A 26109-nucleotide genomic window follows, 5' to 3' on the forward strand; every position below is an offset into this window, starting at 1 on the left:
CGCCTCAACCCGTGGCCTTGCTTCGACGCGCTTCGCGGCGGAGATAGGCCGCAAGGATCCCGAGCGCCGCCGGCGTCATGCCATCGATCCGGCCGGCCTGCCCGATCGTCCACGGCCTGGCCGCCGTCAGCTTCGCTCGCGCCTCATTGGAGAGACCTGGGACGAGCGCATAGTCGACGTCACCGAGCACCAGGCTTTCGTCGCGCCGGAAGGCGTCGACGTCCTGGCTCTGCCGGCGGACATAGACATCATATTTGGCATCGATCTCAAGATGGATGACGATGGCGGGATCGATCGCGCCGAGCTCCGGCCAGATCGCCCTCACCTCGGAGAAACCGATCTCCGGATAGGCCATCAGTTCGAAGGCCGAGCGGCGCTGGCCATCCTTGTTGAGCGTGAAGCCGTGCTTCGCCGCCTCGTTGGGCGTGATCGTCAGCGACCTCGCCATCGCGCGGGCAGCTTCCAACGCGCCCATCTTGCTTCGATGGAAACGCGCACGATCATTGCCGACACAGCCGAGCGCCATGCCCTTGTCGGTCAGCCGCTGGTCGGCATTGTCCGCCCGCAGCGTCAGTCGATACTCGGCGCGCGAGGTGAACATCCGATACGGCTCGGTGATCCCCCGCGTGACGAGGTCGTCGATCATCACCCCCAGATAGCCATCGGCGCGATCGAATACGACCGGCCCGCCGCCGCCCGCGGCCAGCGCGGCATTGAGACCCGCGACCAGACCTTGAGCTGCGGCCTCCTCATACCCGGTCGTGCCGTTGATCTGGCCAGCGAGGAACAGACCCTTCATCCGCTTGGTCTGCAGGGTCGGCTCGAGCTCACGCGGATCGACGTGGTCGTACTCGATGGCATAGCCCGGCCGGATCATCCGGACCCGTTCGAGACCCGGGATGGTCGGCAGCAGCGCGAGCTGGACCTCCTCCGGCAGCGAGGTCGAGATGCCGTTCGGGTAGACCGTCGTATCGTCGAGCCCTTCGGGCTCCAGGAAGATCTGGTGACCGTCGCGGTCCCCGAAGCGGACGATCTTGTCCTCGACCGAGGGACAGTAACGCGGCCCGGTCGACTTGATCTGCCCGGAGTACATCGGCGAGCGATGGACGTTGGCGCGGATCACCTCGTGGGTTGCGGTCGTCGTCCGGGTGATGCCGCATTGGATCTGCGGGGTGGTGATCCTGTCGGTCAGGACGGAGAACGGCTCCGGCGGATCGTCGCCGGGCTGCATCTCGACCGCGCTCCAGTCGATCGTCGATCCATCCAGGCGCGGCGGCGTGCCGGTCTTGAGGCGGCCGAGCCGAAATCCGATGGCTTCGAGAGACTGGGACAGCCCCAGCGCCGGCGCTTCGCCGACCCGGCCGGCCGGCCAGGTCCTCTCACCCAGGTGGATCAGACCACGCAGGAACGTGCCGGTCGTGATGACGACAGCGCCACAGATGAAGGTCCGGCCGTCAGCCAACCGCACCCCTGCCATCCGTCCGCCGGTAACGATCAGTTCGTCCGCCTCGCCTTCAATGACGGTGAGGTTTGGGGTCTCCCGGATCGCCGACTGCATCGCCGCGGCGTAGAGCTTGCGGTCGGCCTGGACGCGTGGACCTCGAACGGCCGGTCCTTTGCGGCGATTCAGAACGCGAAACTGGATGCCGCCGGCGTCGGCGACGCGACCCATCAAGCCGTCGAGAGCGTCGACCTCGCGAACCAGATGTCCTTTTCCCAGTCCTCCGATGGCCGGATTGCAGGACATGGCCCCGATCGTCGCGAACTGATGGGTGATCAGCGCGGTTAGGGCGCCCATGCGCGCCGCGCCCGCCGCGGCTTCACAGCCGGCGTGGCCGCCACCGATGACGACGACGTCGTAGGATGTCAGATGCTGGATCATGGGGCTTATCTAACGCCTGCAGACAATGCTCGGAAGACGTTTCACGTGAAACATTCGCCGACGTCGAATCCTCGTTGTTTCACGTGAAACACGACCAGCGGTCCCATCGTGTTTCACGTGAAACATCCCTGACGGCGTCCGCACATCCTGTTTCACGTGAAACAATTGACGATCGATTAACCAAGCAACGCTTCATTAAGTATATTCGACCCGGTTCGTGGGGCCGCGGCTACTTGCCGATGCAGAACTCGCGAAAGATCACGTCGAGCAGGTCTTCGACATCCACTCGTCCCAAAAGACGCCCGAGCGCAAGCGCGGCAATCCGCAGCTCCTCCGCAGCAAGCTCCTCGCCCAGGTCGATCGCCGAGATGCTACGCTGAAGCGCAGCGGCGGTGTCGGCGAGCAGAGTCCGCTGCCGCTGCCGTGTGATCAGGCCGCTCTCAGTTGATCCAAAATAGTCCCGGGCAAAGCCAACCAGCGCATCCAGCAGCTCGACCAGCCCTGCCCCGCTTCGCGCGGAGATTTGAAAGACCGGGTTATCTCCGCTGGACGATGGACGACTCCCCTCCCGACCTCTGCTCAGATCGATCTTGTTACGAACGAGCCAGACGGGAGCCTCGCTTTGGCGCTCAACCTCGGCCTGCTCATCCTCCGACAGCCACAGCACCAGATCCGCCTGCGCCGCTCGGTCCCGCGCGCGCCGAACACCCTCCTGCTCGACCGGATCGTCCGTCTCGCGAATGCCCGCGGTGTCGATCACCGTCACTGGATAGCCGTCGAGATCGAGCTGGACCTCGATGAGATCGCGCGTGGTGCCGGCCTGCGGAGAGACGATCGCGACCTCGCGACGCGCAAGCTGGTTCATCAGGGTCGACTTGCCCGCGTTCGGCGGTCCGGCAATGACGACCGTCAGGCCGTCGCGCAGACGTTCGGCCCGGCCCTGGGCCGACAGCACCGACTCGATCTCGGTCAACAGCTGGCCGATCCGGGCGAGCGCCGGCGCCATCAGCTCGATTGGCACGTCGCCTTCATCGGCAAAATCGATCCCGGCCTCGATCAGCGCCGCCGCCTCGATGATCTGCTCACGCCAGCTCCGCGCCTTGTCGCCCAACAGACCCTTCAGCTGCCGCAACGCCTGGCGCCGCTGGCGGTCCGTGTCGGCGTGGATGAGGTCGTCGAGACCTTCGGCCTCGGTCAGATCGATCTTGCCATTCTCGAACGCGCGCCGCGTGAACTCGCCCGGCTCAGCAGGGCGCATCTGCGGCATCGTCGACAGCACCGAGAACATTGTCGCCACGACGGCTCGACTGCCGTGCACATGCAGCTCGGCAACATCTTCGCCGGTGGCGCTTGCGGGTCCGGGAAACCACAGCACGACGGCATCGTCGATCGGCTCGCCATTACCATCCCGCAGCAAGGCGCGCGTCGCCATCCTCGGCAGCGGCAGTTTCCCCGCAAGCATCTGAAGGGCGATGCCGGCGTGAGGCCCGGAGAGCCTGACGATCGCAATCGCACTCGGCAGGCGTCCGGAGGACAGCGCGAAGATGGTCTGGTCGTGTGGATGCATGATCCTCAGTTGGGCTCACCGGCAGCGAAAGACAATCGGTTTGCAGCGGCATGCTTTACGCCGGCGAACCATGGCGGGCGGATAAGCATCGAGGTCTTCACGCCGAGCGCAGCGACAAACACGTCAAACAAAAAGGGCGCTCTGGAGAGCGCCCTTTGCAGATTGAAGCAGTGCCTCGATCAGGTGTTCATCGACTCGAAGAACTCGGCATTGCTCTTGGTGCTGCGGAGCTTGTCGAGCAGGAAGTCGATCGCGTCCATGGTGCCCATCGGATTGAGGATGCGGCGGAGCACGTACATCTTCTTGAGGTTCTGCGGCTCGGTGATGAGCTCTTCCTTGCGGGTGCCGGAGCGGGCGATGTCGATCGCCGGGAAGGTCCGCTTGTCCGCGACCTTGCGGTCGAGGATGAGCTCGGAGTTGCCGGTGCCCTTGAACTCCTCGAAGATGACCTCGTCCATGCGGCTGCCGGTGTCGACCAGCGCGGTCGCGATGATCGTGAGCGAGCCGCCTTCCTCAATGTTGCGGGCAGCGCCGAAGAAGCGCTTGGGACGCTGCAGCGCGTTGGCGTCGACGCCGCCGGTCAGCACCTTGCCGGAGGATGGCACGACGGTGTTGTAGGCGCGGCCGAGACGGGTGATCGAGTCGAGCAGGATGACGACGTCGCGGCCGTGCTCGACCAGGCGCTTGGCCTTCTCGATCACCATCTCCGCGACCTGGACGTGACGGGCGGCCGGCTCGTCGAAGGTGGATGACACGACCTCGCCCTTGACCGAGCGCTGCATGTCCGTGACTTCTTCCGGACGCTCGTCGATCAGCAGCACGATCAGATAGCACTCGGGATGATTGGCGGTGATCGAGTGCGCGATGTTCTGCATCAGCACCGTCTTGCCGGTGCGCGGCGGCGCGACGATCAGCGCACGCTGGCCCTTGCCGATCGGCGCGACGATGTCGATGACGCGTGGCGACAGATCCTTGCGGGTCGGATCCTCCAGCTCGAGCCGGAAGCGCTCGTCCGGAAACAGCGGCGTGAGATTGTCGAAATTGACCTTGTGCTTGGACTTCTCGGGATCCTCGAAGTTCAGCGTGTTGACCTTGAGCAGCGCGAAATAGCGTTCGCCTTCTTTCGGGCTGCGGATATGCCCTTCGATCGTGTCACCGGTGCGCAGGCCGAAGCGTCGAATCTGCGACGGCGAGACATAGATGTCGTCGGGACCGGGCAGGTAGTTCGCATCCGGCGAGCGCAGGAAGCCGAAGCCGTCGGAGAGCACCTCGACGACGCCCTCACCGATGATGTCGGTTTCCTGGATCGCGAGCTGCTTGAGGATGGCGAACATCAGCTCCTGCTTGCGCATCGTGCTGGCGTTCTCGACCCCGTTTTCCTCCGCGAAGGAGACGAGCTCGGCCGGCGTCTTTGACTTGAGGTCCTGTAGTTTGATTTCCCGCATTGGGGTGGTCCTGTGGAAGCGACTTGGGAGGGATGCGAGGTGGCTGTGGGAAGGCGGACGAAATGAGGTCCGCAGGTCTGAGCAAGGTTGGCGCCGATGAGGCACCAGACCTGATGCGGCGGCCGGTCAAGCCGGAACGCAACCACATCCGCCTGCGTGGGGTGGGATATCGATAATATAGAAAATCGCGCCGTCGTCTGCAAGGCATCTGCAGCGGAGCGGTATTCCCTGGGAAGCGGTCAGAACGGCTTGACGATGACGAGAATCACGATGCCGATCATCAGCACCGTTGGTACCTCATTGATATACCGGTAGAATTTCTGGCTTCGGGTGTTCTTGTCGGCGCCGAATTCTCTGACCCAGCGGGTGAACAGTCCATGGACCCCGGACATGATCAGCACCAGCAGAAATTTCGCATGAAACCAACCGCTGGTATACCAGCGGCCGGACCAGGCCAGATAGAGTCCGGCAAGCCACGTCACGGTGATCGCCGGATTGATGATCGCCTTGAGCAGGCGCCGTTCCATGATCTTGAACGTCTCGGACTGCTTCGAGCCGATCTCGGCGTCGCAATGATAGACGAACAGCCGTGGCAGATACAGCATGCCGGCCATCCACGCGATGACAGCGATGACGTGAAGGGCCTTGATCCACTCATACATCGGAAACGCGTGATCCTCTCGGCTGGCGATCAGCTTGCGTGTCGAGACATATCCGCTCGCTCAGTCCCCTCCAAACCAAATAATTTTAGAATCTTAAGGTTTGAGTCTAGGTAGCGGTGGATTGGACTCATGCAATGTCATCCGCAGTCTGCCCGCAGCTTGTTCACATCCCTCAACATGCGAGCTGCGCACGCCGGATCGCCCCAGAGTCTGATGTGATTCAGACGCTTGTCGAAATCCTTCGACAGCTTATCCAGAGACAAATGGGCCTCGTCCCGATATCATCGCGCTGCTGCCTGACGTTGTCCCGGACGGCGACCATGTGCAGAACAATCGGGGTTATACAAAGGGAGCGGTCCGAGGCGGCTTTTTGGCCCCATCCTTCACAGGGATTCACAGATCGTTAAGGATTTGATGCCCACCACCGGCAACTACTTTCACCTCCATCTGGTTTCCGATTCGACGGGCGAAACCCTGATCACGGTCGCGCGTGCGGTCGCCGCGCAATACACCAACGTGACCCCGGTCGAGCACGTGTACCCGCTGGTGCGGAGCCAGAAGCAGCTCGACCGCGTGCTCGACGAGATCGAGGAAGCGCCGGGCATCGTGCTGTTCACGCTGCTCGAGAAGGATCTGGTCAGCCGGCTCGAAGCCAAGTGCCAGCAGATCAACATCCCGAGCCTGTCGATCATCGGTCCGGTGATGCAGCTGTTCGAGGCCTATCTCGGCGCATCGACCGCCGGCCGCGTCGGTGCGCAGCACGTGCTCAATGCCGAATATTTCGCCCGCATCGATGCGCTGAACTACACGATGCTCCACGATGACGGGCAGATGGTCGACGGTCTCGAAGACGCCGAAGTGGTGCTGGTCGGCGTCAGCCGGACGTCGAAGACTCCGACCTCGATCTATCTCGCCAACCGCGGCGTGCGCACCGCCAACGTGCCGCTGGTCCCGGGCATTCCGATCCCGCATCAGCTCGAGATATTGAAGAAGCCGCTGGTGGTCAGCCTGCATGCGACCCCGGAGCGACTGATCCAGGTGCGGCAGAATCGCCTGCTCAGCATGGGTGCGGAATCCGGCAATGAGAACTATGTCGACAAGCAGTCGGTGACGGACGAGGTCGCCTATGCACGCAAGCTGAGTGCGAAGTTCAACTGGGTCATGCTCGACGTGACGCGGCGCTCGATCGAGGAGACGGCCGCCGCGATCCTGAAACTCTATACCGACCGGCAGCGGCAGCGGCTTCCGGACTAGTGAGCGGATCAATGTCCATCTGGTGCAGTGACGAGCCTCTCATTCTGGCATCGCAGAGCCGCGCGCGGCGGATGCTGCTCGCGAACGCAGGCCTCGCCTGCGAGGCGCTTCCGGCCGATATCGACGAACGCGCGGTGCAGGCCGAAGCTGGCCTGGTCGCGCCCTACGAGATTGCGTTGCACCTTGCCAACGCGAAGGCCGCAGCGGTCTCGGCAAACAGGCCCAATTCATATGTGGTGGGCGCGGATCAGACGCTGGCATTGGGTGAGCGCATGTTCAACAAGCCAGCCGGCCGCCAGCATGCCATGCAGCAACTGTTGGCGCTGGGCGGACGCACCCATGCGCTGCACTCGGCCATCGCCGTGGTCCGCAATGGCGAGGTGCTGTTCTCGCACGTCGCCGTTGCCTGGATGACGATGCGTGCCCTCACCGAAACCGAGATCGCAGCCTATCTCGATGCCGTAGGCGAAACCGTCACATCCAGCGTCGGCGCCTACCAGCTGGAAGGGCTCGGCGTGCACCTGTTCGACCGCATCGACGGCGATCACTTCACCATCCTCGGCCTGCCGCTGCTGCCGCTGCTCGCCTATTTTCGCGAAGCGAAGCTGCTCAGGATCTGAGGCCGACCGCAGCCACGCGCAAGGGGGAGTGACCGCGGATGAGAGTGCTGGGTCTGACCGGCTCGATGGGCATGGGCAAGTCGACGACCGCAAAGCTGTTCGCCGAAGCCGGCGTCCCGGTCTATGACGCCGACGCGACCGTTCATAAGGTCTATGAGGGCGAAGCCGTGCCGGCGATCGAAGCCGAATTTCCTGGGACCACGGTGGACGGCAAGGTGGATCGGGCCAGGCTCTCCGCCAAGGTCGTCGGTGATGCCGACGCGATCCGCAGGCTCGAAGCGATCGTGCACCCGATGCTGCGCTCCTATCATCAGAAGTTTCTCGACGACGCCGAGCAGTCCGGCGTGCCCGTTGCCGTCGTCGATGTCCCCTTGCTGTTCGAGACCGGCGGCGACAAGCGCGTCGATGCCGTGGTGGTGGTGTCGACCGCGCCCGAGATCCAGCGTCAGCGCATTCTGGCGCGCGGCACGATGACGGAAGAAGCGCTCGATGCGCTGCTCGCACGGCAGATGCCGGATGCCGAGAAGCGCAAGCGCGCCGATTTCGTCGTGGATACCTCGCACGGGCTCGATCCGGTGCGGGCACGCATCCGCGACATCCTGGCGGAGGTCGTTAGAATGCCACAGCGCCGACGCTGATTCGCGAACGCCGGCCGCGCGGAATTCGACGGATCAAATCAGATGCGTGAGATCGTTCTCGACACCGAAACCACCGGCCTCGACGCCCTGCGCGGCGACCGCCTGGTCGAGATCGGCTGCGTCGAGATCATCAACCGCATGCCCACCGGCCAAGTCTACCACCGCTACATCAATCCCGAACGTGACATGCCGGCGGAGGCGTTCGCGGTTCACGGACTGTCGAGCGAGTTCCTCGCGGACAAGCCGCTGTTTCACGAGATCGTGGAGGAGTTCCTGGAATTCATCGGCGATGCCCCGCTGGTGATCCACAACGCCTCGTTCGACATCGGCTTCATCAATGCCGAGCTCGACCGGGTCAAGCGCGCGGCCATTCCGAGGGACCGTCTGGTCGACACGCTGCTGCTGGCACGTCGCAAGCATCCCGGCGTGTCGAACCGCCTCGACGACCTGTGCTCACGCTATGCGATCGACAACTCACGCCGCACCAAGCACGGCGCGTTGCTCGACGCCGAGCTGCTGGCGGAGGTCTATGTCGATCTGGTCGGGGCGCGGCAGTCGCAGTTGATCCTGACCCAGGACAGCCAGGAGATCCGCATCGGATCTGCCGGCGAGACGCCGCGCCGTCAGCGCGAGCAGCCGCTGTTGCCGCGGGTCACGGATGCGGAGCGAGAGGCGCATCGCGCCTTCATCGCCACGCTCGGCGACAAGCCGATCTGGACGGAGTTTCTCGCCGGCACGTGATCCGCCTGATCGGCAGCGGATCACGCCCGGCAAACATCAATCGTAAGCAGAACCGGATCAGCTCGACAGCACCTGGCCGCCCTGGGCCGCCGCCTGGCGCTCCATGTTCTGGCGGTACAGGCCGACGAAATCGACCGGGTCCAGCATCAGCGGCGGGAAGCCGCCGTCACGCACCGAATTGGCGACGATCTCGCGGGCGAACGGGAACAGCAGGCGCGGGCATTCGATCAGCAGCATCGGCGACAGGTTCTCGCGCGGAATGTTGACCAGCCGGAACACGCCGCCATAGACCAGCTCGAAGCTGAACATCACTTGGCTACCGCTCTCGGCCTTGCCCTCGATCGTCAGCGTCACCTCGTATTCGGTGTCATTCAGCGCATTGGCGCCGACATTGATCTGGATGTTGATCTGCGGCGGCTGGCCCTGCGGCGCCAGGGACTGCGGAGCGTTCGGATTCTCGAACGAGAGATCCTTGATGTATTGCGCCAGCACGTTCAGTTGAGGAGGAGGAGCCGCCTCGGGAGTGGCGCCGTTACCGTTGGTCATCGCAGTGTTCTCCAGGCAAAAAGGGCGGGTCGTTGCGGCGCGTGGCTACCATAGGGCCGGCTTGTTCCACAAGGACGAGGCACGGACGCCGCAAAAGGCCGAGGCAGAGGGTTGATCCGGCCGGCATGCCTCTATTTGTCGCATCGCCCCGGGGGCGGAACCAGCGACCGTCTACTCTGTTCCAATCCAAGGTCGATCGGATTTCCCCTTGAGAGGGAAAAGGGTTAGGATCACCGGGCCACAATGTGCCATTGGCCGGGCCCAATTCGATGACTACATCCGGGTCGACCGAGGGATTCACGGGTCTTTACCCGGATCCTGTAGAACGGGTGCCCGGTGGCCGGGCTCCGCGTTCGGCTCGACAAGTCAGAAAGCGAACACGAAGTGGACATTTATACCATCATCTTCCTGGCGCTGGCGGTCTTCATCTTCATCCGCCTGCGCGCCGTGCTCGGGCAGCGCACCGGGAGCGAGCGGCCGTTCGATCACGCCGCCCGAAACGCGGTCCAGGGCGCGCCGGACAACCACGTCATGCCGGTTCCCAACAAGCCCATCGATCCCTCGGCTGCGGTCCCCGGCGGCGAGATGCCGGCGCCGGGCGATCGCTGGCGTGGCCTGGCCGAGCCGGGCACACCGCTCGCCCGTGGCCTCGACGCGATCGTCGCCGACGACTCGTCGTTCGATCCGCGCCATTTCCTGACCGGCGCGCGCAGCGCCTACGAGATGATCGTGCTGGCGTTCGCCAATGGCGATCGCCGCGCATTGCGCGACCTGTTGTCGTCCGAGGTCTATGAGAGTTTCGACGCCGTCATCAAGGAGCGTGAGAAGCAGGAGCAGAAGACCGAAACCCGCTTCGTCTCCATCGATACCGCCGAACTGGTCGGTGCCGAGCTGCGCGACCGCACCGCGCAGGTGACGGTGCGCTTCGTCTCGCAAATGATCTCGGTGACACGCGACAAGGGGGGCAACATCGTCGACGGCAATCCGGACAAGGTGGCCGACATCACCGACATCTGGACTTTCGCCCGCGATACCGGCTCGCGCGATCCCAATTGGAAGCTGGTCGGCACCGGCAGCCATTGATGGAATAGGTTGCCGCCGCCGGCGTTACATCGGGAGATCGCCCGCTCTCGATGTCGACCCCGTTCTGCAAGGAGGACGACGAGGTCCATCCTCGGCTTTTTGACCCGGATCTTTTCAGCATCCCGTTTTCTCTGAATTTCGCGTTGAGTGGTACTTTGATGGTGCAAGCATGGTTCGCGAAATTTGGAAGCGGGGTTTCACCGCTCATCGCCTGAAATACTGGACGCCGGCGCTCGCCCTGAGCGTCGCCGCCGTGGCGCTCGCCCCTTATGCGGCCGAGGCGGTGCGCTCGCGCCACCGGGCGGCGGCGCCCCCGGTGCGCCACCTGCCCTACCCGCAACTCGACTGGCCGCTCGAGATCAGCAACAGCCAGTACCTGCCATTGGCCTGGAACGACGTGCCCGGCTGGAACGACGACGACCAGCTTGCGGCCTATCGGACGTTCCGCGCCAGCTGCAAGCCGATCGCCGCAAAGACGGATGCAGCGCCGGATGCCAAGGCGGATGGCAAGCCGCTGGGTGATTCCCTGCGCGACCCCTGTCGCGACGCTCGGGCCACCGATCTCGCTGACAATGCTGCGGCAAGGGCATTTTTCGAACGGCACTTCGAGCCGCTGAAGATCTCCAAGCTTGGCGATGCCGATGGCTTCGTCACCGGCTACTACGAACCCGTCATCGAGGGCTCGCGGACCCAGAACGAGGTCTACAACGTTCCGGTCTATCGTCGCCCCTCCAATCTGTTCGTCCGTGGCTTCAAGCAGGACGCGACGAGTCTGCCCAACAAGGGTCCCGTCTATCGGAAGATCGGACGGCGCAAGCTGGTCCCCTATTACGACCGCGCGGAGATCGAGGACGGCGCCATCGAGGGCCGCGGCCTGGAGATCGCGTGGCTCAGGAACCAGACCGACCTGCTGTTTGCCCAGATCCAGGGATCGGCGCGCATCAGTCTCGACGACGGCTCGACCATCCGCATCAACTACGATGCCTATAATGGCCTTCCCTACACACCGGTCGGCCGCATCCTGATCGAGCGCGGCATCATTCCGCGCGAGCAGATGTCGATGCAGCGTATCCGCGACTGGATGGAGCAGAATCCGGAAGGTGCCAATGACCTGCGGCGGATGAACCGCTCCTACATCTTCTTCCGCGAGGTGCAGCTGTCGGAGAAGGACGAGGCGGTCGGCGCGCAGGGCATCCCGCTGACGCCCGGCCGTTCGATCGCGGTCGACAAGTCGCTGCACGTCTATGGCACGCCGTTCTTCATCACCGGCGAGCTGCCGATCGAATCCGAGAAGTCGAAGACCGCGTTCCACCGGCTGATGATTGCGCAGGATACAGGCTCGGCGATCGTCGGACCTGCGCGCGCCGATCTCTATTTCGGCGCCGGCCAGGACGCCGGCAAGGTCTCCGGCCGTCTCAAGCACAGCATCCAGTTCGTGATGCTGGTGCCGAAGAGCCTCGATCCGGTCGCGCGTGGCCGCAAGATGCCGCTGCCGGATGCACGCCCGTCGGAGAAGATCGCAAAACTGTTTCCGCAGGTGCTGCCGAAGGAGGCCGCCAAAGCCGTCGCCTCCCCGGTCAACGATGCGAAGGCCCCTGCTTCCGCCGCGAGCGCAATCCCGGCAACCACGGTGGCGCAGAACGTTGTGGCGCCGCAGCCCGTGCCCCTGCCCGAGGCCCGCCCCCGTATCGAAAGTGATCGCAATATCCGCCGATTGCGTTATGGCAGGCGCCATCGCAACCGCCGATGACAAGCCGTCTCCATGTCTGAAGATCCCGAGCCGCCGCGCGGCCGTCGCAAGCGTGGCCTCTCCGAGGACGAGCGCACGCTGTGGGAGACGGTGGCGCGCCAGGTCAAGCCGCTGCGCAAGACGCACCGTCCGGTGCGGCCGCATCCGCCGATGGTGACGGCCGAGCCGCAGCCGGACAAGCCGATGATGACACCGCGGCCGGTCGCGCCGGTGGTCGTGCCCAAGCCGGCCCGGCCGGCGATCCCGCCGCTGGTCTCGCTCGGCCGCAAGGAGCGGTCCAAGCTGTCGCGCGGCCGCAGCGAGATCGATGCGCGGCTCGATCTGCACGGCATGACCCAGAGCCGGGCGCATCAGGCGCTGCATCATTTCCTGCATCGCGCCCAGCATGACGGTCTCACCTTCGTGCTGGTCATCACCGGCAAGGGCACCATCGGGGCGGATCCCGAACGCGGCGTGCTCCGGCGGCAGGTGCCGCATTGGCTCAGCCTGCCGGAATTCCGCTCGCTCATCGTCGGCTTCGAGGAGGCTCATGTCGGCCATGGCGGCGCCGGCGCGCTCTATGTCCGGATCAGGCGCGCCCGCGGCTGAGCGTCAGAACGGGCGGATGATCCCGATCCGCGGTACGGCGGTGACGATCCATCCCAGGATCGTCGTCATGCGGTCGTCGGCGTCGATCGGAGTGATCGGCTTGGTCGCAGGAAGCGTCTTCACCGCGTGCAGCATCAGTACCATGCAGACCACCCAGCTCGAGATCCAGCGCGAATAGTCGAACACCATGGCGAACATGACGAGGTAAGCGCAGCTGATCGCGATCAGAGCGGCGATGACGATCTGGCGATGGCGCTTGTCAGCCAAGGCGCCGATGAGATCCTTGAGATTCCGCCACAGCGGCGCGTGCAGCCACAGCAGCAGCGCATAGATGGGCAGGCCCAGCAGGTTCGACGGCAGCCGCGCCCAGGTGTCCTGCACCTCCTTGGCGAGCGGCTGATACCAGACATAGGCGAACTGCAAGAGCTCGGTGCGCGACGGATCGACCATGCGCGAGCGCAAGTAGGACACGAAGTCGGCCTCGGGCAGCGGCATGGTGCCGAGGAATTGCGCCGCGAGGAACAGCGCGCCGAGGCCGAGCAGCGCGCTGGCGCCGACTGCAATATCTAGGCGAGTGCGGGGACGCGTCAGGTAGTAGCGCAGCACGACGATCGCGGTGATGGTCGGCACGTACATCAGCAGATGGATGTGATGAATCAGCACGAGCAGGGCCGAAATCAATGCCGCAAGCAGCACGTAGGCCAGCGTGCGCGCCGGCACCAGCAGCAGGACGATCGCGCCGAGACAGCCATAGATGTCGAAATGGCCGAGCGTGAACAGGAAGTTCTTGAACACGAACGGTGAGCAAGCGGTGAAGATGAACAGCGGCAGCCGTGCGCGATCGAAGCCGAACGTGCGGCGGAAGAGCTGCGCGAACAGCGCGAGGGTGATGAGCCAGACGCAACCGGCCAGCGCGAACACCAGCCAGACCGGCACCTTCGCGGCGAACAGGCCGACCATGGCACCGATCAGCGCGCGCTTGATGAAGCCGAAATGATAGTCGACCAGCAGATGGATGTACGGAATGTAGGGCGGCAGCGTGAGCTTGTGCAGGAACACGCCGAGCATGACGGCGGCGTTCACGGCGAGCATCAGGCGCCAGTGTTTGCTGGAGGCGGCGGTCATGCGGCGTCCGAGCGGTGATAGATGGAGACGAGGTCGTCGCCCCGTCCACCACTGTCGTCCCGGCCTTGAGCCGGGACCCATTGCCGCCGCCGTTCGTGGTGAGGCAAGGCTGGAGCCGCCATCGTGAGTCACAATCAGCTTTGGTGGTTATGGGTCCCCGCGTTCGCGGGGACGACAGCGGATTTTGACGCCGCGCCGGAGCGAAGAAGCTCAGCGCTTGCTAGGCGCAGCCGACTACAAAATGAACCGGCTGAGATCCGCGTTCTTGGCGAGGTCGCCGATGTGTTGCTGCACATACGCAGCGTCGACGCGCATGGTTTCGCCGTTACGATCGGACGCCGTGAAGGAGATCTCGTCGAGCACGCGCTCCATCACCGTCTGCAGCCGGCGCGCGCCGATGTTTTCGACCGTCGAATTCACGGCGACTGCGATGTCGGCGAGCGCGTCGATCGCATCGTCGGTGATGTCGAGCGTCACGCCCTCGGTCTGCATCAGCGCGACATATTGCTTGATCAGCGATGCCTCCGGCTCGGTCAGGATGCGCCGCATGTCGTCGCGCGTCAGCGCCTGCAGCTCGACCCGGATCGGCAATCGTCCCTGCAGCTCCGGCAAGAGGTCCGAGGGCTTGGCGATGTGGAACGCGCCGGAAGCAATGAACAGGACGTGATCGGTCTTGACCGCGCCATGCTTGGTCGAGACCGTCGTGCCCTCGATCAGCGGCAGCAGGTCACGCTGCACGCCCTCGCGCGAGACGTCGCCGCCGGCGCGGTTCTCGCGCACGCAGATCTTGTCGATCTCGTCGAGAAACACGATGCCGTTGTTTTCGACCACGCTGATTGCTTCCTGCACCAGCTGCTCGCTGTCGAGCAGCTTGTCGGATTCTTCCGCGATCAGGATGTCGTGCGAGGCCTCGACCGTCACGCGCCGCGTCTTGGTGCGGCCGCCGAGCTTGCCGAAGATGTCGCCGATCGAGATCGCGCCCATCTGGGCTCCCGGCATGCCGGGGATCTCGAACATCGGCAAGCCGCCGCCGGAGGACTGCGTCTCGATCTCGATCTCCTTGTCGTTGAGCTCGCCGGCGCGCAGCTTGCGGCGGAACGAGTCGCGCGTCGCAGCACTCGCATTGGCGCCGACCAGCGCGTCGAGGACGCGCTCCTCGGCGGCGAGCTGCGCGCGGGCGGCGACGTCCTTGCGCTTGCGCTCCCGGACCTGGGCGATCGCGACCTCGACGAGGTCGCGGATGATCTGCTCGACGTCGCGGCCGACATAGCCGACCTCGGTGAACTTGGTCGCCTCGACCTTGAGGAACGGTGCGCCCGCAAGCTTGGCCAGCCGCCGCGCGATCTCGGTCTTGCCGACGCCGGTCGGCCCGATCATCAGGATGTTCTTCGGCAGCACCTCTTCGCGCAGGCCTGCATCGAGCTGCAGCCGGCGCCAGCGGTTGCGCAAGGCAATGGACACCGCCCGCTTGGCGTCGGCCTGGCCGACGATGTAGCGGTCGAGTTCGGAGACGATTTCGCGGGGTGAAAAGTCGGTCATGGGGCTCTAGCTAGGTTTGGATCGCAATCAGGGCAAGTCGCCGGGCTGGCTCACCATCAGCAGCGCAGAGCCCTCCGGCGTTTCGACGAGCCGATCGCGTCTGAATCCGGCCTTCTCGTAGGCGCGCACGGCACGGGCGTTCGCCGGATCTGGATCGGTCACCACGCGTGGCGCGGCCGATCGCAGCAGGTCTTCGACGAACTGCCGAATGAAACGCGCCCCATGGCCGCGCCCGATCATGTCGGGCTCGCCGATGAACTGATCGATGCCACGCGTGGCGGGCGGTTGAGGCCCGAATCCATGATCCCATGCTGAGAGCGCATAGCACTGGAGATATGCGAACGGCCGGCCATCGATCGCGACGATAAATTGGTCCATGTCAGGATGAGCGAGATCGCCGCTCACCAGCGCATATTGCTCGTCGGGCTCTCCCCACCACCGCATCACGTCCGGCGTGCCAAGCCAACGGCGTATCAAGGGCAGGTCGGCGGCAGCCATTGCGCGGATGGCGTAATCCTGAGCCATTAATCCCGCACCATGGCTGAGCCGCCCTGCAAGGTCTCGATGGTGATGTTGCGGTTGGTGTAGACGCAGATGTCGGCGGCGATGTCGAGCGAGCGCCGCACGATGCTCTCGGCGTCTTTGTCGGTGTCGAGCAGGGCCCGCGCCGCGGCCAACGCGTAATTGCCGCCTGAGCCGATCGCCATCACGCCGGCCTCAGGTTCCAGCACATCGCCGGTGCCGGTCAGGACCAGCGAGACGTCCTTGTCGGCGACGATCATCATGGCTTCGAGCCGCCGCAGATAGCGGTCGGTGCGCCAGTCCTTGGCGAGCTCGACAGCTGCCCGGGTCAACTGCCCCGGATATTGCTCCAGCTTGCTCTCCAGCCGCTCGAACAGGGTGAAGGCGTCGGCGGTGGCGCCGGCGAAGCCGCCGATGACGTCGCCCTTGCCGAGCCTGCGCACCTTGCGGGCGTTGGACTTGATCACGGTCTGGCCGATCGAGACCTGGCCGTCGCCGCCGATCACCACCCTGCCCCCCTTGCGGACGGTCAGGATCGTGGTGCCGTGCCAGACGGTGGGCTCGTTCGCGGATGCGTGCATGGGGGGTCCCTGGTTGATCCTCTGATTTAGGCGTTCAGGCGTCGGGATACAATTACCGGGTCCCTGCCCTGCCCTGGCGGGCCTTGAAATCCGCTCACCATGGCCCGAGATCAAGGCCGAGGGGCGTCATCCCGCAGTAGCTAAGGTGACATCCGCCTGATAAAAGGGCCGCGTTTTCAAGGGAAAGCTGACCCCATGCGTAGCGCGACCATCAAGCGCAAGACCAAAGAGACCGAGATCGAGGTGTCCGTGAACCTCGACGGCACCGGCGTCGTGAACATCGCGACCGGGATCGGCTTCTTCGATCACATGCTGGATCTGCTGGCCCGGCATTCCCGCATCGACATGACCGTCAAGGCGGTCGGCGACCTCCATATCGATTTCCACCACACCACCGAGGATGTCGGCATCGCCCTCGGCCAGGCCGTGCGTCAGGCGCTCGGCGACATGGCCGGCATCACCCGTTACGCCTCGATCCACATGCCGATGGACGAGACCCTGACGCGCGTCGTGATCGACGTATCGGGCCGGCCGATGCTGGTATTCCGCACGACCTTTGCGCGCGACAAGATCGGCGAGTTCGACACCGAGCTGGTGCGCGAGTGGTTCAACGCCTTTGCCATGAACGCCGGCATCACCCTGCATGTCGAGACGCTGTACGGCGAGAACGCCCATCATATCGCCGAATCCTGCTTTAAGGGTCTGGCGCGGGCCCTCCGCGCAGCCCTTGCGATCGATCCTCGCAATCAGGGCGAAGTGCCATCCACCAAGGGTCAGCTCGGCGGCTGACCTCCCTCCTCCCAAGGGATTATCGACATGCCCGTCTATACGGTTCACGCTCCCCTGGCCGCCGGGGTCGATCTGCGTTCGACCGATCGCTTTGTCTTCATCCGCGACGGCTTCCATTTCTGGGCCGCCGTGCTCGGCGCCGTCTGGCTGGCCTGGCATCGTCTCTGGCTTGCGATGCTGGTCTGGGCCGTGCTGACGATCGCGCTCGACGTCGTCCTGGTGCGCGTCGGCGTCAGCGGCGGCGCGATTGCCGGAATCGATCTGTTGCTTGCGATCCTGCTCGGGCTCGAAGCCTCGAGCCTGAAGCGCTGGAGCTACTCGCGCGGCAATTGGCGCCAGATCGACGTCGTCGTCGCCGACGATCTCGATGCCGCCGAGCGCCGCTTCTTCGAGCGCTGGGCCGCCCGGCGCAGCACGCTCGGCTACGACAACCACACCGTCGATCGCGGCGCGGCGCCGCCGACACGCGACAATGGCAATGGGCAGCACCCGCCGCCGCTGCCGCATGCCAGCATCATTGGCTTGTTTCCCGAACCCGGAGGTGGACGATGAGTGTTGCGATCATCGATTACGGCTCCGGCAATCTGCATTCCGCCGCCAAGGCGTTCGAGCGCGCCGCGCGCGGCATGGCGGATCCGCAGAAGGTCGTCGTGACACGCGATCCCGATACGGTCTATCGCGCCGATCGCATCGTGTTGCCCGGCGTCGGCGCCTTCGCCGACTGCCGCCGCGGGCTCGACTCCGTCGACGGCATGCTGGAGGCGATGACCGAAGCCGTGCGCCACAAGGCGCGGCCATTCTTCGGCATCTGCGTCGGCATGCAATTGATGGCAACGCGCGGCAAGGAGCACGTCACCACCGACGGCTTCGACTGGATCTCCGGCGACGTCGAGAAGATCACGCCTCGCGACGAGAGCCTGAAGATCCCGCATATGGGCTGGAACACGCTCGATGCGCTGCAAGAGCATCCGGTGCTGGAGCGGCTGCCGCTCGGACCGAAGGGCCTGCACGCCTATTTCGTGCACTCCTATCACTTGAATGCCGTCAACGAGAGCGACGTTCTGGCACGCGCCGATTACGGCGGACCGGTCACCGCGATCGTCGGCAAGGACACCGCGATCGGCACCCAATTCCATCCCGAGAAGAGCCAGCGATTCGGTCTCGCCCTCATTTCCAACTTCCTGAAGTGGAAGCCATGAGCGCAGCGTGCCTGCTCGTCCAAGGGGCGAGCAGGGCGCTTGCCTGAAAGACAGCTCCGATGATCCTGTTTCCTGCCATTGATCTGAAGAACGGCCAGTGCGTGCGCCTGGAGCAGGGCGACATGGCGCGCGCCACCGTGTTCAACCTCGATCCCGCCGCGCAGGCCAAGAGCTTCGCCGACCAGGGGTTCGACTATCTCCACGTCGTGGATCTCGACGGCGCCTTCGCCGGCAAGCCGATGAATGCGCACGCCGTGGAAGCGATGTTGAAAGTCGTCAAGATGCCGGTGCAGCTCGGCGGCGGCATCCGCGATCTCGAGACGGTGGAGGCTTGGCTCAGCAAAGGCATCACCCGTGTCATCATCGGCACCGCGGCGGTGCGCGATCCCGAGCTGGTGAAGACCGCAGCCAAGGCCTTCCCCGGCCGCGTCGCCGTCGGGCTCGATGCGCGCGACGGCAAGGTCGCCGTCGAGGGCTGGGCCGAGACATCCGAAGTGACCGCGCTCGACATCGCCAAGCGCTTCGAGGACGCCGGCGTCGCCGCGATCATCTTCACCGACATCGCACGCGACGGCCTACTCAAGGGCCTCAACCTCGACGCCACGATCGCGCTCGGCGACGCCATCTCGATTCCCGTGATTGCCTCCGGCGGCCTGGCCTCGATCGAGGACGTCAAGGCGATGCTGACACCGCGGGCGAAAAAGCTCGAAGGCGCCATCGCCGGCCGCGCGCTCTATGACGGCCGCCTCGATCCCGCGGAAGCACTGGCGCTGATCCGCGCGGCGCGTGCGTAGGAGGAAACAGGATGTTCAAGGTCCGTGTCATTCCCTGCCTCGACGTCAAGGACGGACGAGTCGTCAAGGGCGTCAACTTCGTCAATCTGCGCGATGCCGGCGATCCGGTCGAAGCCGCGATCGCCTATGACGCGGCCGGCGCCGACGAGCTGTGTTTCCTCGACATCACCGCCACCCATGAGAACCGCGGCATCATGCTGGACGTCGTCCGGCGCACGGCGGAGGCCTGCTTCATGCCGGTCACGGTCGGCGGCGGCGTGCGCACCATCGACGACATCAAGACCCTGCTCCGTTCCGGCGCCGACAAGGTTTCGATCAATTCGGCCGCGGTGAGCAGGCGCGAATTCGTCAAGGAGGCGGCCGAGAAGTTCGGCGAGCAGTGCATCGTGGTGGCGATCGACGCCAAGTCCGTGTCGCGGCCGGGCGGCGGCAGCCGCTGGGAGATCTTCACCCATGGCGGCCGCAAATCGACCGGCATCGATGCCCTGGAATACGCCCAGGAGGTGGTCGCGCTCGGTGCCGGCGAGATCCTGCTGACCTCGATGGACCGCGACGGCACCCGCCAGGGCTTCGACCTGCCGCTGACCCGGGCAGTCGCCGACAGCGTCCCGGTGCCGGTGATCGCCTCCGGCGGTGTCGGTAACCTCGATCATCTGGTGGACGGCATCCGCGAGGGCCACGCGACCGCGGTGCTGGCGGCGTCAATCTTCCATTTCGGGGAATTTACCATCCGGCAGGCCAAGGAGCACATGGTGCGCCAGGGGCTGCCGATGCGGCTCGATCCCTGACGACATTGCGTCGCAAAAATGTTAGATGAACGCTGGTCCGGCCGCCGTGGTCGGGCAGGCGTTCCGAGTACCGGCTGATGTCCCGCTTCACGCTTCACGATCTGGCTGCCATCATCGACGCGCGCGCCGCGGCGGGCGGCGAGGCGTCCTATACGCGCAAGCTGCTCGACAAGGGTCCGCCGCAATGTGCCAAGAAGATGGGCGAGGAGGCGGTCGAGACGGTCATCGCCGCACTTGGCACCGACCGTGAGCATCTGATCTCCGAAAGCGCCGACCTGCTGTTTCATCTGTTGGTGTTGTTGAAGTCGCGCGACGTCCGGCTCGAGGAGGTCGAGGCGGCGCTCGGCAAGCGGACCGGCCAATCGGGGCTGGAAGAAAAGGCGTCGCGCAAGACGGAGTAGGGCGCGACGGCGGGGGAAACGAAGGGCAGCGTCATGGACATGCGCACCACCGAACAACAATATAATCCGTACCGCGTCTTCACCCGCGAACAATGGGCCGAGCTGCGCAACGACACGCCGATGACCTTGGAGCCCGGCGAGTTCTCCAAGCTGCGGTCGATGCACGATCGTCTCGACCTTCAGGAGGTCGAGGACATCTACCTCCCGCTGTCGCGATTGCTGTCGATGTATGTCGATGCGGCGCAGCGGCTGTACTACGCGCAGCGCCAGTTTCTCGGCATCCGCGACCGCAAGATGCCCTACATCATCGGCGTCGCCGGCTCGGTGGCGGTCGGCAAGTCCACCACTGCGCGCGTGCTGCAGGCGTTGCTGACCCGCTGGTCGCCGCGGCCCAAGGTCGATCTCATCACCACCGACGGCTTCCTGTATCCGAACGCGGTGCTGGAGCGGCAGGGCCTGATGCAGAAGAAGGGCTTTCCGGAAAGCTATGACCTGCCGCGGCTGCTCGGTTTTCTCTCCGACATCAAGGCCGGCCGCCATCCCGTGCGCGCACCGGTGTATTCCCATCTGAGTTACGACATCGTCCCCAATCAGTGGGCCGAGATCGACCAGCCGGACATCCTCATCGTCGAAGGCGTCAACGTGCTGCAGACCGGACCGCTGCCGCGCGATGGCCAGGCCGTGCCGGTCGTCTCCGACTTCTTCGACTTCTCGGTCTACATCGACGCCGACGAGGCGATCCTGCGCAAATGGTACGTCAAGCGCTTCCTGTCGCTGCGCGACACGGCGTTCCATGATCCGCGGTCCTACTTCAACCGCTACGCGCTGCTGTCGGACGAGGAGGCCATCGCCACCGCGATCGCGATCTGGGAGCGCACCAACCTGGCCAATCTCGAGGACAACATCCTCCCGACACGGCCGCGTGCGACCTTGATCCTGAAGAAGGGCGCGGATCACGAGATCGAGACGGTGGCGCTGAGGCGGTTGTGAGCGGGGCCCGCGAGCGCGGCGCGAGCTGATCCGCTCCAACTAATGACCTACGCTGGCACCTGTCGCGCCGCCGCCAGATTCGCCAGCGCCTCGTCGAGCTTGTCGCGATCGATCGGCTTGACCAGGAACCCATCCATGCCCGCCTCGAAGCAGGCGTAACGGTCCTCGACCAGAGCATTGGCCGTGAGCGCCAGGATCGGGGTGCGGCCGCCGGGCTCGCTGGCCTCGATGGCGCGAATGCGCCTGGCGGCGGCAATGCCGTCGAGCTTCGGCATCTGCACGTCCATCAGGATCAGATCATAGGGCGCGCCGGCCGAGCGCGCCGCGAGCCAGGAGTCCAGCGCGGCTTCGCCATGCACGGCGATGTCGGCGTGGTGGCCGAGCTTGCTCAGCAGCGAGCGCATCAGCAGTGCGTTGATGTCGTTGTCCTCGGCGACCAGGATGGACAGTCCCGTGCCGGCCTGGGCCGCGATCGGCGGCGCGATGGTCGGGATCGGATCGTCGGCCATGACCGTGCCGTCGGTGTCGAAGCTCACGCGCGCGGCGAGCGATGCGGCCCGCAGCGGCTTGACGAGATAGCCGTTGAATGGCGCCCCCGGCGCCAGCTCGTGGCGGCTCGCCGGTGTCACCAGCACGATCAGCCGCGTCGTATGACGTTGCGCGACCCCGCCCACACGCAGCGATACATCGCCGCCGATGCTGTCGTCGACCAGCACGGCGTGCCAGGCGCGTTCGGGCAGCAGGGCCTCCGCCACCTCGGCCTCGGCGACCAGGCAGGTCTGCGCGCCCCAGTTCTGCAAGCGCCGCTCGATCAGCTCGGCCTGCAGCCCGGCCGGCGCGACCAGCATGATCGACCGTCCTGCGAGATCGGGGCCGCGGAAGCTGTTCTGCTCGCCGCGCTCCAGCGCCGGCGGCAGCGGCACCGACACCTCGAAGGTCGAGCCGGCGCCGAGCGCGCTCTGCAGCGCGATGCGGCCGCCCATCCGCTTGACGATCCGGTCCGAGATCGCAAGGCCAAGCCCGGTGCCGCCGAAGCTGCGCGCCACGCTGTCGTCGGCCTGTTCGAATTCGCGGAAGATCCGCTCCTGCGCGTCGGCTGCGATGCCGATGCCGGTGTCGCACACCTGGAAGCTGATCTCGTTCGGCCAGATGCCGGGCTCGGCGATCAGGGCAACGCCGCCCGTCGCGGTGAACTTGATGGCGTTGCCGGCGAGGTTGAGCAGCACCTGGCGCAGCCGCGCGGCGTCGCCCGTCACCCAGGTCGGCAGCCGCTCGTCGAGATAGGCCGCGATCTCCAGTTGCTTGGCCTGCGCCCGTGGCGCCAGCAGCTCGGTGATCTCCTCGATCAGCGCCGCCAGCGAGAACGGCTGCGCCTCGAGCGCCAGCTTGCCGGCCTCGATCTTGGAATAGTCGAGCAGCTCGTCGATCAGCGACATCAAGGCCTCACCCGAGGTGCGGACCGCCTTGGCGTAGGTCGTCTGTTCCGGCGTCAGCTGCGTTTCGAGCAAGAGTCCGCTCATGCCGAGGATGCCGTTCAGCGGCGTGCGGATCTCATGGCTGGCCATCGCCAGGAACCGCGACTTGGCGCGGTTCGCGGCATTGGCCTGATCGCGCGCGTCCGCCAGCGCCCGCTCGGTCTCGGTGCGGTCGGTGACGTCGCGGCCGACACATTGCAGCACGGCGGGCTGGCCGGCGTCGGAACGCACCAGCGCCTCGCGCCACGCGATCCAGCGCGGCCCGATCGCGCTCTCGATGCGCTGGTCGTGGACGCGCGTGCCGTTCGGCTCCAGCGCGCTGTCGCCCTGCTCGATCAGCTCGAAAGTGAACGCGCTGCCGAGCAGGTTGTCGCGATCGAGGCCCGCCATCCGGCAATAGGCGTCGTTGACGAAGATGATGCTGCCGCCGTGCGCGCGCATGACGATGAGATCGCCCTGCTGCTCGAACAGATTGCGGGCGCGCTGCTCGGCTTCCTGCAGCTCCCAGTTCCGGTCGGCCAGCACCTCGTTGTGGAGCGCAATCTTGTGCATCTTCCTGGCGACGAAGCGCAGCCGCATGCTGAGCGTGGCCAGGCCGACGCAGGCGAGCGCGAACAGGAAGCTGGCGCCGATCGCGAACGTGTGCGGGTTATAGCCGGAGTTCTCGGAGATGCTGGCCTTGATGAAGCCGTACGCGCCGCCGAAGCCGGCGGAGAAGATCATCAGCGAGCGCAGGATGGCGAAGATGGTGCGGTGACGGCGCGTGAACCGGCGCAGGCGCAGCCTGACGTGAAAAATCCGTCCCATCTCGATCACCCCCGACGATTTCGATCCCAATGTCATGGCCGGCCCGCACCATGCGGCGTCGGTATTGCTGAGACTTTGAAAGGTCATGCACGCGCGATGAAGCCGTGCTGAGATGGTGAACCGGGCGTTAGCCCGACTCACAGAACCGGATCGGCGGGCGGTGAGTCGTGGCCGCGGGCCGAGACGATGAGCGCGGCGGCGTGAGCATCTGCTGCACTGTCCTTGGCGAGATGGATCCGGAGCGCGCCAGGATGCGGATCGGCGGCGATCGCGACGACCGCGGTCGCGGCAGTCATGCCGCAGCCACGATCCTCCTTGGCGAGCACATCGTCGACCACGACGAAATCGGCCGTCTCCGGACTGTCGGCCAGCGCCACGCGAACGGTGGCGAGCGCCGGGTCATCGGTGAAGTCGACATGGAGATCGGCGGTAAACGGCGCCGAGCCGAGCGAGATGCTGTCGGCACCGACGGCAATGCAGGGCTGCGGGGAGGGCGCCAATTCGAGTCTGGCGATGACCGCGGCCGCGATCAGCGGCACGGCCGAGACAAGGACCTTGAAACGCAACATGATACGCACCGACGCGGCAGGCCTAATGACGGAACGCGGGCCTTATGGTTGTCGGAGCGTAAAGAGAAGTCGTTACCAGAGTGTTGAGGGGGAGGGGGCGCCCTTACGCCGCGTGGCGATTGTCCTCCGCCAGCGCGCGATACGACAGCGCCTCGGCCAGATGCAGCCGGCCGATCGCATCAGTGTGGTCGAGATCGGCGAGCGTCCGCGCCACGCGCAGCACGCGGTGATAGCCGCGCGCCGACAGCCGCATCGTCTCGGCGGCTTCGCGCAGCAGCTTCTGGCCGGGCGCGTCGAGCCTGGCGATTTCGTCGAGCACGGCGGCGGGGGCCTCGGCGTTGGTCCGGATGTGCGGCAGGCCGGCTTTGGCATAGCGGGCGCGCTGCAGGTCGCGCGCGGCGGCGACGCGGGCGGCCACCTCGGCCGAGCCTTCCTTGGCGGGCGGCAGGATGAGGTCGGCGGCGGTGACGGCGGGGACCTCGATGCGCAGGTCGATGCGGTCCATCAGCGGGCCGGAGATGCGCATCTGGTAGTCGGACGTGCAGCGGTCGATGCGGCCGCGCTTGCAGGCATAGCCGGGCTCGAACGCGTTGCCGCAACGGCACGGATTCATCGCGGCGACCAGCATGAAGCGGGCAGGGTAGGTGACGCGGTGGTTGGCGCGCGAGATCGAGACCTCGCCGTTCTCGAGCGGCTGGCGCAGCGAATCCAGCACGCGCGGATCGAACTCCGGCAGCTCGTCGAGGAACAGCACGCCCTGATGCGCCAGCGAGATCTCGCCGGGGCGGGCGCGCAGGCCGCCGCCGGTCAGCGCCGCCATGCTGGCGGAATGATGCGGGCTGCGGAACGGCCGGCGCGACGTCAGCGCGCCGCCCTCGATCTCGCCGGCGACCGAGGCGATCATCGAAACTTCCAAGAGCTCTGCCGGCGACAGCGGCGGCAGGATCGACGGCAGCCGCGCCGCCAGCATCGACTTGCCGGCGCCGGGCGAGCCGATCATCAGCAGATGATGCCCGCCGGCGGCCGCGATCTCCAGCGCGCGCTTGCCGCTCTCCTGGCCCTTGATGTCGCGCAGGTCGAGCAGGCTGGCGGGTGCCTCCTGGATCTTCGGCTGCGGCCGCGACAGCACCTGCGTGCCCTTGAAATGGTTGGCGATCTGGATCAGCGACGTCGCCGCGATGATCTGAAGGTCCGGGCTCGCCCAGGCCGCTTCGGCGCCGCAGGCGGCCGGGCAGATCAATCCTTCCTCGCGCGCATTGGCGCCGATCGCCGCCGGCAGCACGCCGGCGACCGGCGCAATCGAGCCGTCGAGCCCGAGCTCGCCGAGCACCGTGAAGCCGCCGAGCGCATCCGGCGGAATGGCGCCGATCGCGGCCATCAGGCCGAGCGCGATCGGCAGATCGTAATGGCTGCCTTCCTTGGGCACGTCGGCCGGCGCGAGATTCACCGTGATCCGCCGCGCCGGCAACGCGAGGCCCGAGGCGATCAGCGCCGAGCGCACCCGCTCGCGGGCTTCCGACACCGCCTTGTCCGGCAGGCCAACGATGGCGAAGGCCGGCAGGCCGGGCGCGACCTGGACCTGCACGTCGACCGCGCGGGCCTCGATCCCCTCGAAGGCGACGGTGGAAACGCGCTGGACCATGATGCCCCTCCCGGACAAGGAGGCTAGCGGAAGCCGGCATCGTTCGCAAGAACAATACGGGAACACTGTTGTTGCCGCGCTCTGCCGCAATCCATTAACGACAGCCGCGTGG

General features: G+C 65.6%; 26 protein-coding genes. 14 read left to right on the forward strand and 12 right to left on the reverse strand.

Annotated elements, in window-relative coordinates:
* Positions 1-4 precede the first annotated feature (4 nt).
* The 4 genes from mnmG to hemJ all read right to left on the reverse strand — a co-directional run bounded on the left by mnmG (position 5) and on the right by hemJ (position 5556).
* On the reverse strand, positions 5-1882 hold the full coding sequence (gene mnmG / locus QX048_RS13730; RefSeq protein WP_316191526.1) for a tRNA uridine-5-carboxymethylaminomethyl(34) synthesis enzyme MnmG: 1878 nt from the start codon (positions 1880-1882) through the stop codon (positions 5-7).
* A 229-nt stretch (positions 1883-2111) separates the two neighbouring features.
* Complete coding sequence (gene mnmE, locus QX048_RS13735; protein WP_316191527.1) at positions 2112-3449, reverse strand: tRNA uridine-5-carboxymethylaminomethyl(34) synthesis GTPase MnmE; 1338 nt, start codon at positions 3447-3449, stop codon at positions 2112-2114.
* Between the two features lie 179 nt (positions 3450-3628).
* Positions 3629-4894, reverse strand: a complete 1266-nt coding sequence (gene rho / locus QX048_RS13740; protein ID WP_008965552.1) for a transcription termination factor Rho — start codon at positions 4892-4894, stop codon at positions 3629-3631.
* Positions 4895-5133: 239 nt separating this feature from the next.
* The gene (hemJ, locus tag QX048_RS13745) at positions 5134-5556 is read right to left on the reverse strand and encodes a protoporphyrinogen oxidase HemJ (protein ID WP_316200455.1); all 423 of its coding nucleotides are present in this window, start codon (positions 5554-5556) and stop codon (positions 5134-5136) included.
* Between the two features lie 414 nt (positions 5557-5970).
* Here hemJ and QX048_RS13750 point away from each other — a divergent pair, with 414 nt between their 5' ends.
* From QX048_RS13750 to dnaQ, 4 genes are read left to right on the forward strand one after another with little or no spacing between them, the layout of a single operon-like run.
* Positions 5971-6810 (forward strand): pyruvate, water dikinase regulatory protein, encoded by an 840-nt coding sequence (locus QX048_RS13750; protein WP_316166406.1) that lies wholly within the window; start codon positions 5971-5973, stop codon positions 6808-6810.
* A gap of 11 nt (positions 6811-6821) precedes the next feature.
* Positions 6822-7430 (forward strand): Maf family protein, encoded by a 609-nt coding sequence (locus QX048_RS13755; RefSeq protein ID WP_316191528.1) that lies wholly within the window; start codon positions 6822-6824, stop codon positions 7428-7430.
* 38 nt (positions 7431-7468) lie between these two features.
* On the forward strand, positions 7469-8068 hold the full coding sequence (gene coaE / locus QX048_RS13760; RefSeq protein WP_316173465.1) for a dephospho-CoA kinase: 600 nt from the start codon (positions 7469-7471) through the stop codon (positions 8066-8068).
* 42 nt (positions 8069-8110) lie between these two features.
* Entirely contained in the window at positions 8111-8809 is a 699-nt protein-coding gene (gene dnaQ, locus QX048_RS13765; protein ID WP_315716798.1) for a DNA polymerase III subunit epsilon, read from the forward strand.
* A 57-nt stretch (positions 8810-8866) separates the two neighbouring features.
* Here the strand turns inward: dnaQ and secB are convergent, their stop codons facing one another.
* Positions 8867-9355 carry a protein-export chaperone SecB gene (gene secB, locus QX048_RS13770; RefSeq protein WP_315716797.1) on the reverse strand — a complete coding sequence of 163 codons (489 nt, stop codon included), beginning with the start codon at positions 9353-9355 and terminating at the stop codon, positions 8867-8869.
* A 384-nt stretch (positions 9356-9739) separates the two neighbouring features.
* Here secB and QX048_RS13775 point away from each other — a divergent pair, with 384 nt between their 5' ends.
* The 3 genes from QX048_RS13775 (at position 9740) to QX048_RS13785 (ending at position 12776) form a co-directional block, all read left to right on the forward strand.
* Positions 9740-10438: a Tim44/TimA family putative adaptor protein gene (locus QX048_RS13775; RefSeq protein ID WP_315750514.1), complete on the forward strand. Its 699-nt coding sequence runs from the start codon at positions 9740-9742 to the stop codon at positions 10436-10438.
* A 169-nt stretch (positions 10439-10607) separates the two neighbouring features.
* The gene (locus QX048_RS13780; protein WP_316183647.1) at positions 10608-12188 is read left to right on the forward strand and encodes a murein transglycosylase A; all 1581 of its coding nucleotides are present in this window, start codon (positions 10608-10610) and stop codon (positions 12186-12188) included.
* 12 nt (positions 12189-12200) lie between these two features.
* Complete coding sequence (locus QX048_RS13785) at positions 12201-12776, forward strand: Smr/MutS family protein (protein ID WP_315716794.1); 576 nt, start codon at positions 12201-12203, stop codon at positions 12774-12776.
* A 3-nt stretch (positions 12777-12779) separates the two neighbouring features.
* Here QX048_RS13785 and QX048_RS13790 read toward each other — a convergent pair whose 3' ends face one another.
* From QX048_RS13790 to hslV, 4 genes are all read right to left on the reverse strand, one after another.
* Positions 12780-13901, reverse strand: coding sequence for a hypothetical protein (locus tag QX048_RS13790; RefSeq protein WP_316183644.1), 1122 nt, complete (start codon positions 13899-13901; stop codon positions 12780-12782).
* A 234-nt stretch (positions 13902-14135) separates the two neighbouring features.
* Entirely contained in the window at positions 14136-15440 is a 1305-nt protein-coding gene (hslU, locus tag QX048_RS13795; protein WP_315716792.1) for an ATP-dependent protease ATPase subunit HslU, read from the reverse strand.
* A 27-nt stretch (positions 15441-15467) separates the two neighbouring features.
* Entirely contained in the window at positions 15468-15965 is a 498-nt protein-coding gene (locus QX048_RS13800; protein WP_315825695.1) for a GNAT family N-acetyltransferase, read from the reverse strand.
* Complete coding sequence (gene hslV, locus QX048_RS13805) at positions 15965-16543, reverse strand: ATP-dependent protease subunit HslV (RefSeq protein ID WP_315825696.1); 579 nt, start codon at positions 16541-16543, stop codon at positions 15965-15967. The genes QX048_RS13800 and hslV overlap by 1 nt, the downstream gene beginning before the upstream one ends.
* 195 nt (positions 16544-16738) lie before the next feature.
* Here hslV and hisB point away from each other — a divergent pair, with 195 nt between their 5' ends.
* The 7 genes from hisB to coaA all read left to right on the forward strand — a co-directional run bounded on the left by hisB (position 16739) and on the right by coaA (position 21504).
* Positions 16739-17332, forward strand: coding sequence for an imidazoleglycerol-phosphate dehydratase HisB (gene hisB / locus QX048_RS13810; protein WP_315716789.1), 594 nt, complete (start codon positions 16739-16741; stop codon positions 17330-17332).
* Between the two features lie 27 nt (positions 17333-17359).
* Complete coding sequence (locus QX048_RS13815) at positions 17360-17884, forward strand: DUF2628 domain-containing protein (protein WP_316186437.1); 525 nt, start codon at positions 17360-17362, stop codon at positions 17882-17884.
* Positions 17881-18531 (forward strand): imidazole glycerol phosphate synthase subunit HisH, encoded by a 651-nt coding sequence (gene hisH, locus QX048_RS13820; protein WP_315750522.1) that lies wholly within the window; start codon positions 17881-17883, stop codon positions 18529-18531. Before QX048_RS13815 ends, hisH begins: the two co-directional genes overlap by 4 nt.
* Before the next feature lie 59 nt (positions 18532-18590).
* Complete coding sequence (gene hisA, locus QX048_RS13825) at positions 18591-19325, forward strand: 1-(5-phosphoribosyl)-5-[(5-phosphoribosylamino)methylideneamino]imidazole-4-carboxamide isomerase (RefSeq protein WP_316200454.1); 735 nt, start codon at positions 18591-18593, stop codon at positions 19323-19325.
* 11 nt (positions 19326-19336) lie between these two features.
* A complete protein-coding gene (gene hisF, locus QX048_RS13830; protein ID WP_315716785.1) occupies positions 19337-20113 on the forward strand; it encodes an imidazole glycerol phosphate synthase subunit HisF in 777 nt (258 codons plus the stop codon).
* Positions 20114-20190: 77 nt separating this feature from the next.
* Entirely contained in the window at positions 20191-20514 is a 324-nt protein-coding gene (locus QX048_RS13835; protein WP_315716784.1) for a phosphoribosyl-ATP diphosphatase, read from the forward strand.
* A gap of 33 nt (positions 20515-20547) precedes the next feature.
* Positions 20548-21504, forward strand: a complete 957-nt coding sequence (gene coaA, locus QX048_RS13840; protein ID WP_315716783.1) for a type I pantothenate kinase — start codon at positions 20548-20550, stop codon at positions 21502-21504.
* Positions 21505-21551: 47 nt separating this feature from the next.
* On the opposite strand, the gene QX048_RS13845 is transcribed toward coaA, so the two are convergent.
* The 3 genes from QX048_RS13845 to QX048_RS13855 all read right to left on the reverse strand — a co-directional run bounded on the left by QX048_RS13845 (position 21552) and on the right by QX048_RS13855 (position 25997).
* Positions 21552-23786: a PAS domain-containing hybrid sensor histidine kinase/response regulator gene (locus tag QX048_RS13845; RefSeq protein ID WP_316200453.1), complete on the reverse strand. Its 2235-nt coding sequence runs from the start codon at positions 23784-23786 to the stop codon at positions 21552-21554.
* A gap of 137 nt (positions 23787-23923) precedes the next feature.
* Positions 23924-24355: a hypothetical protein gene (locus QX048_RS13850; RefSeq protein ID WP_316200452.1), complete on the reverse strand. Its 432-nt coding sequence runs from the start codon at positions 24353-24355 to the stop codon at positions 23924-23926.
* A gap of 103 nt (positions 24356-24458) precedes the next feature.
* Entirely contained in the window at positions 24459-25997 is a 1539-nt protein-coding gene (locus tag QX048_RS13855; RefSeq protein ID WP_316200451.1) for a YifB family Mg chelatase-like AAA ATPase, read from the reverse strand.
* Positions 25998-26109 lie beyond the last annotated feature (112 nt).

The organism is Bradyrhizobium sp. SZCCHNS30572, from assembly GCF_032484415.1.
GTDB lineage: Bacteria > Pseudomonadota > Alphaproteobacteria > Rhizobiales > Xanthobacteraceae > Bradyrhizobium.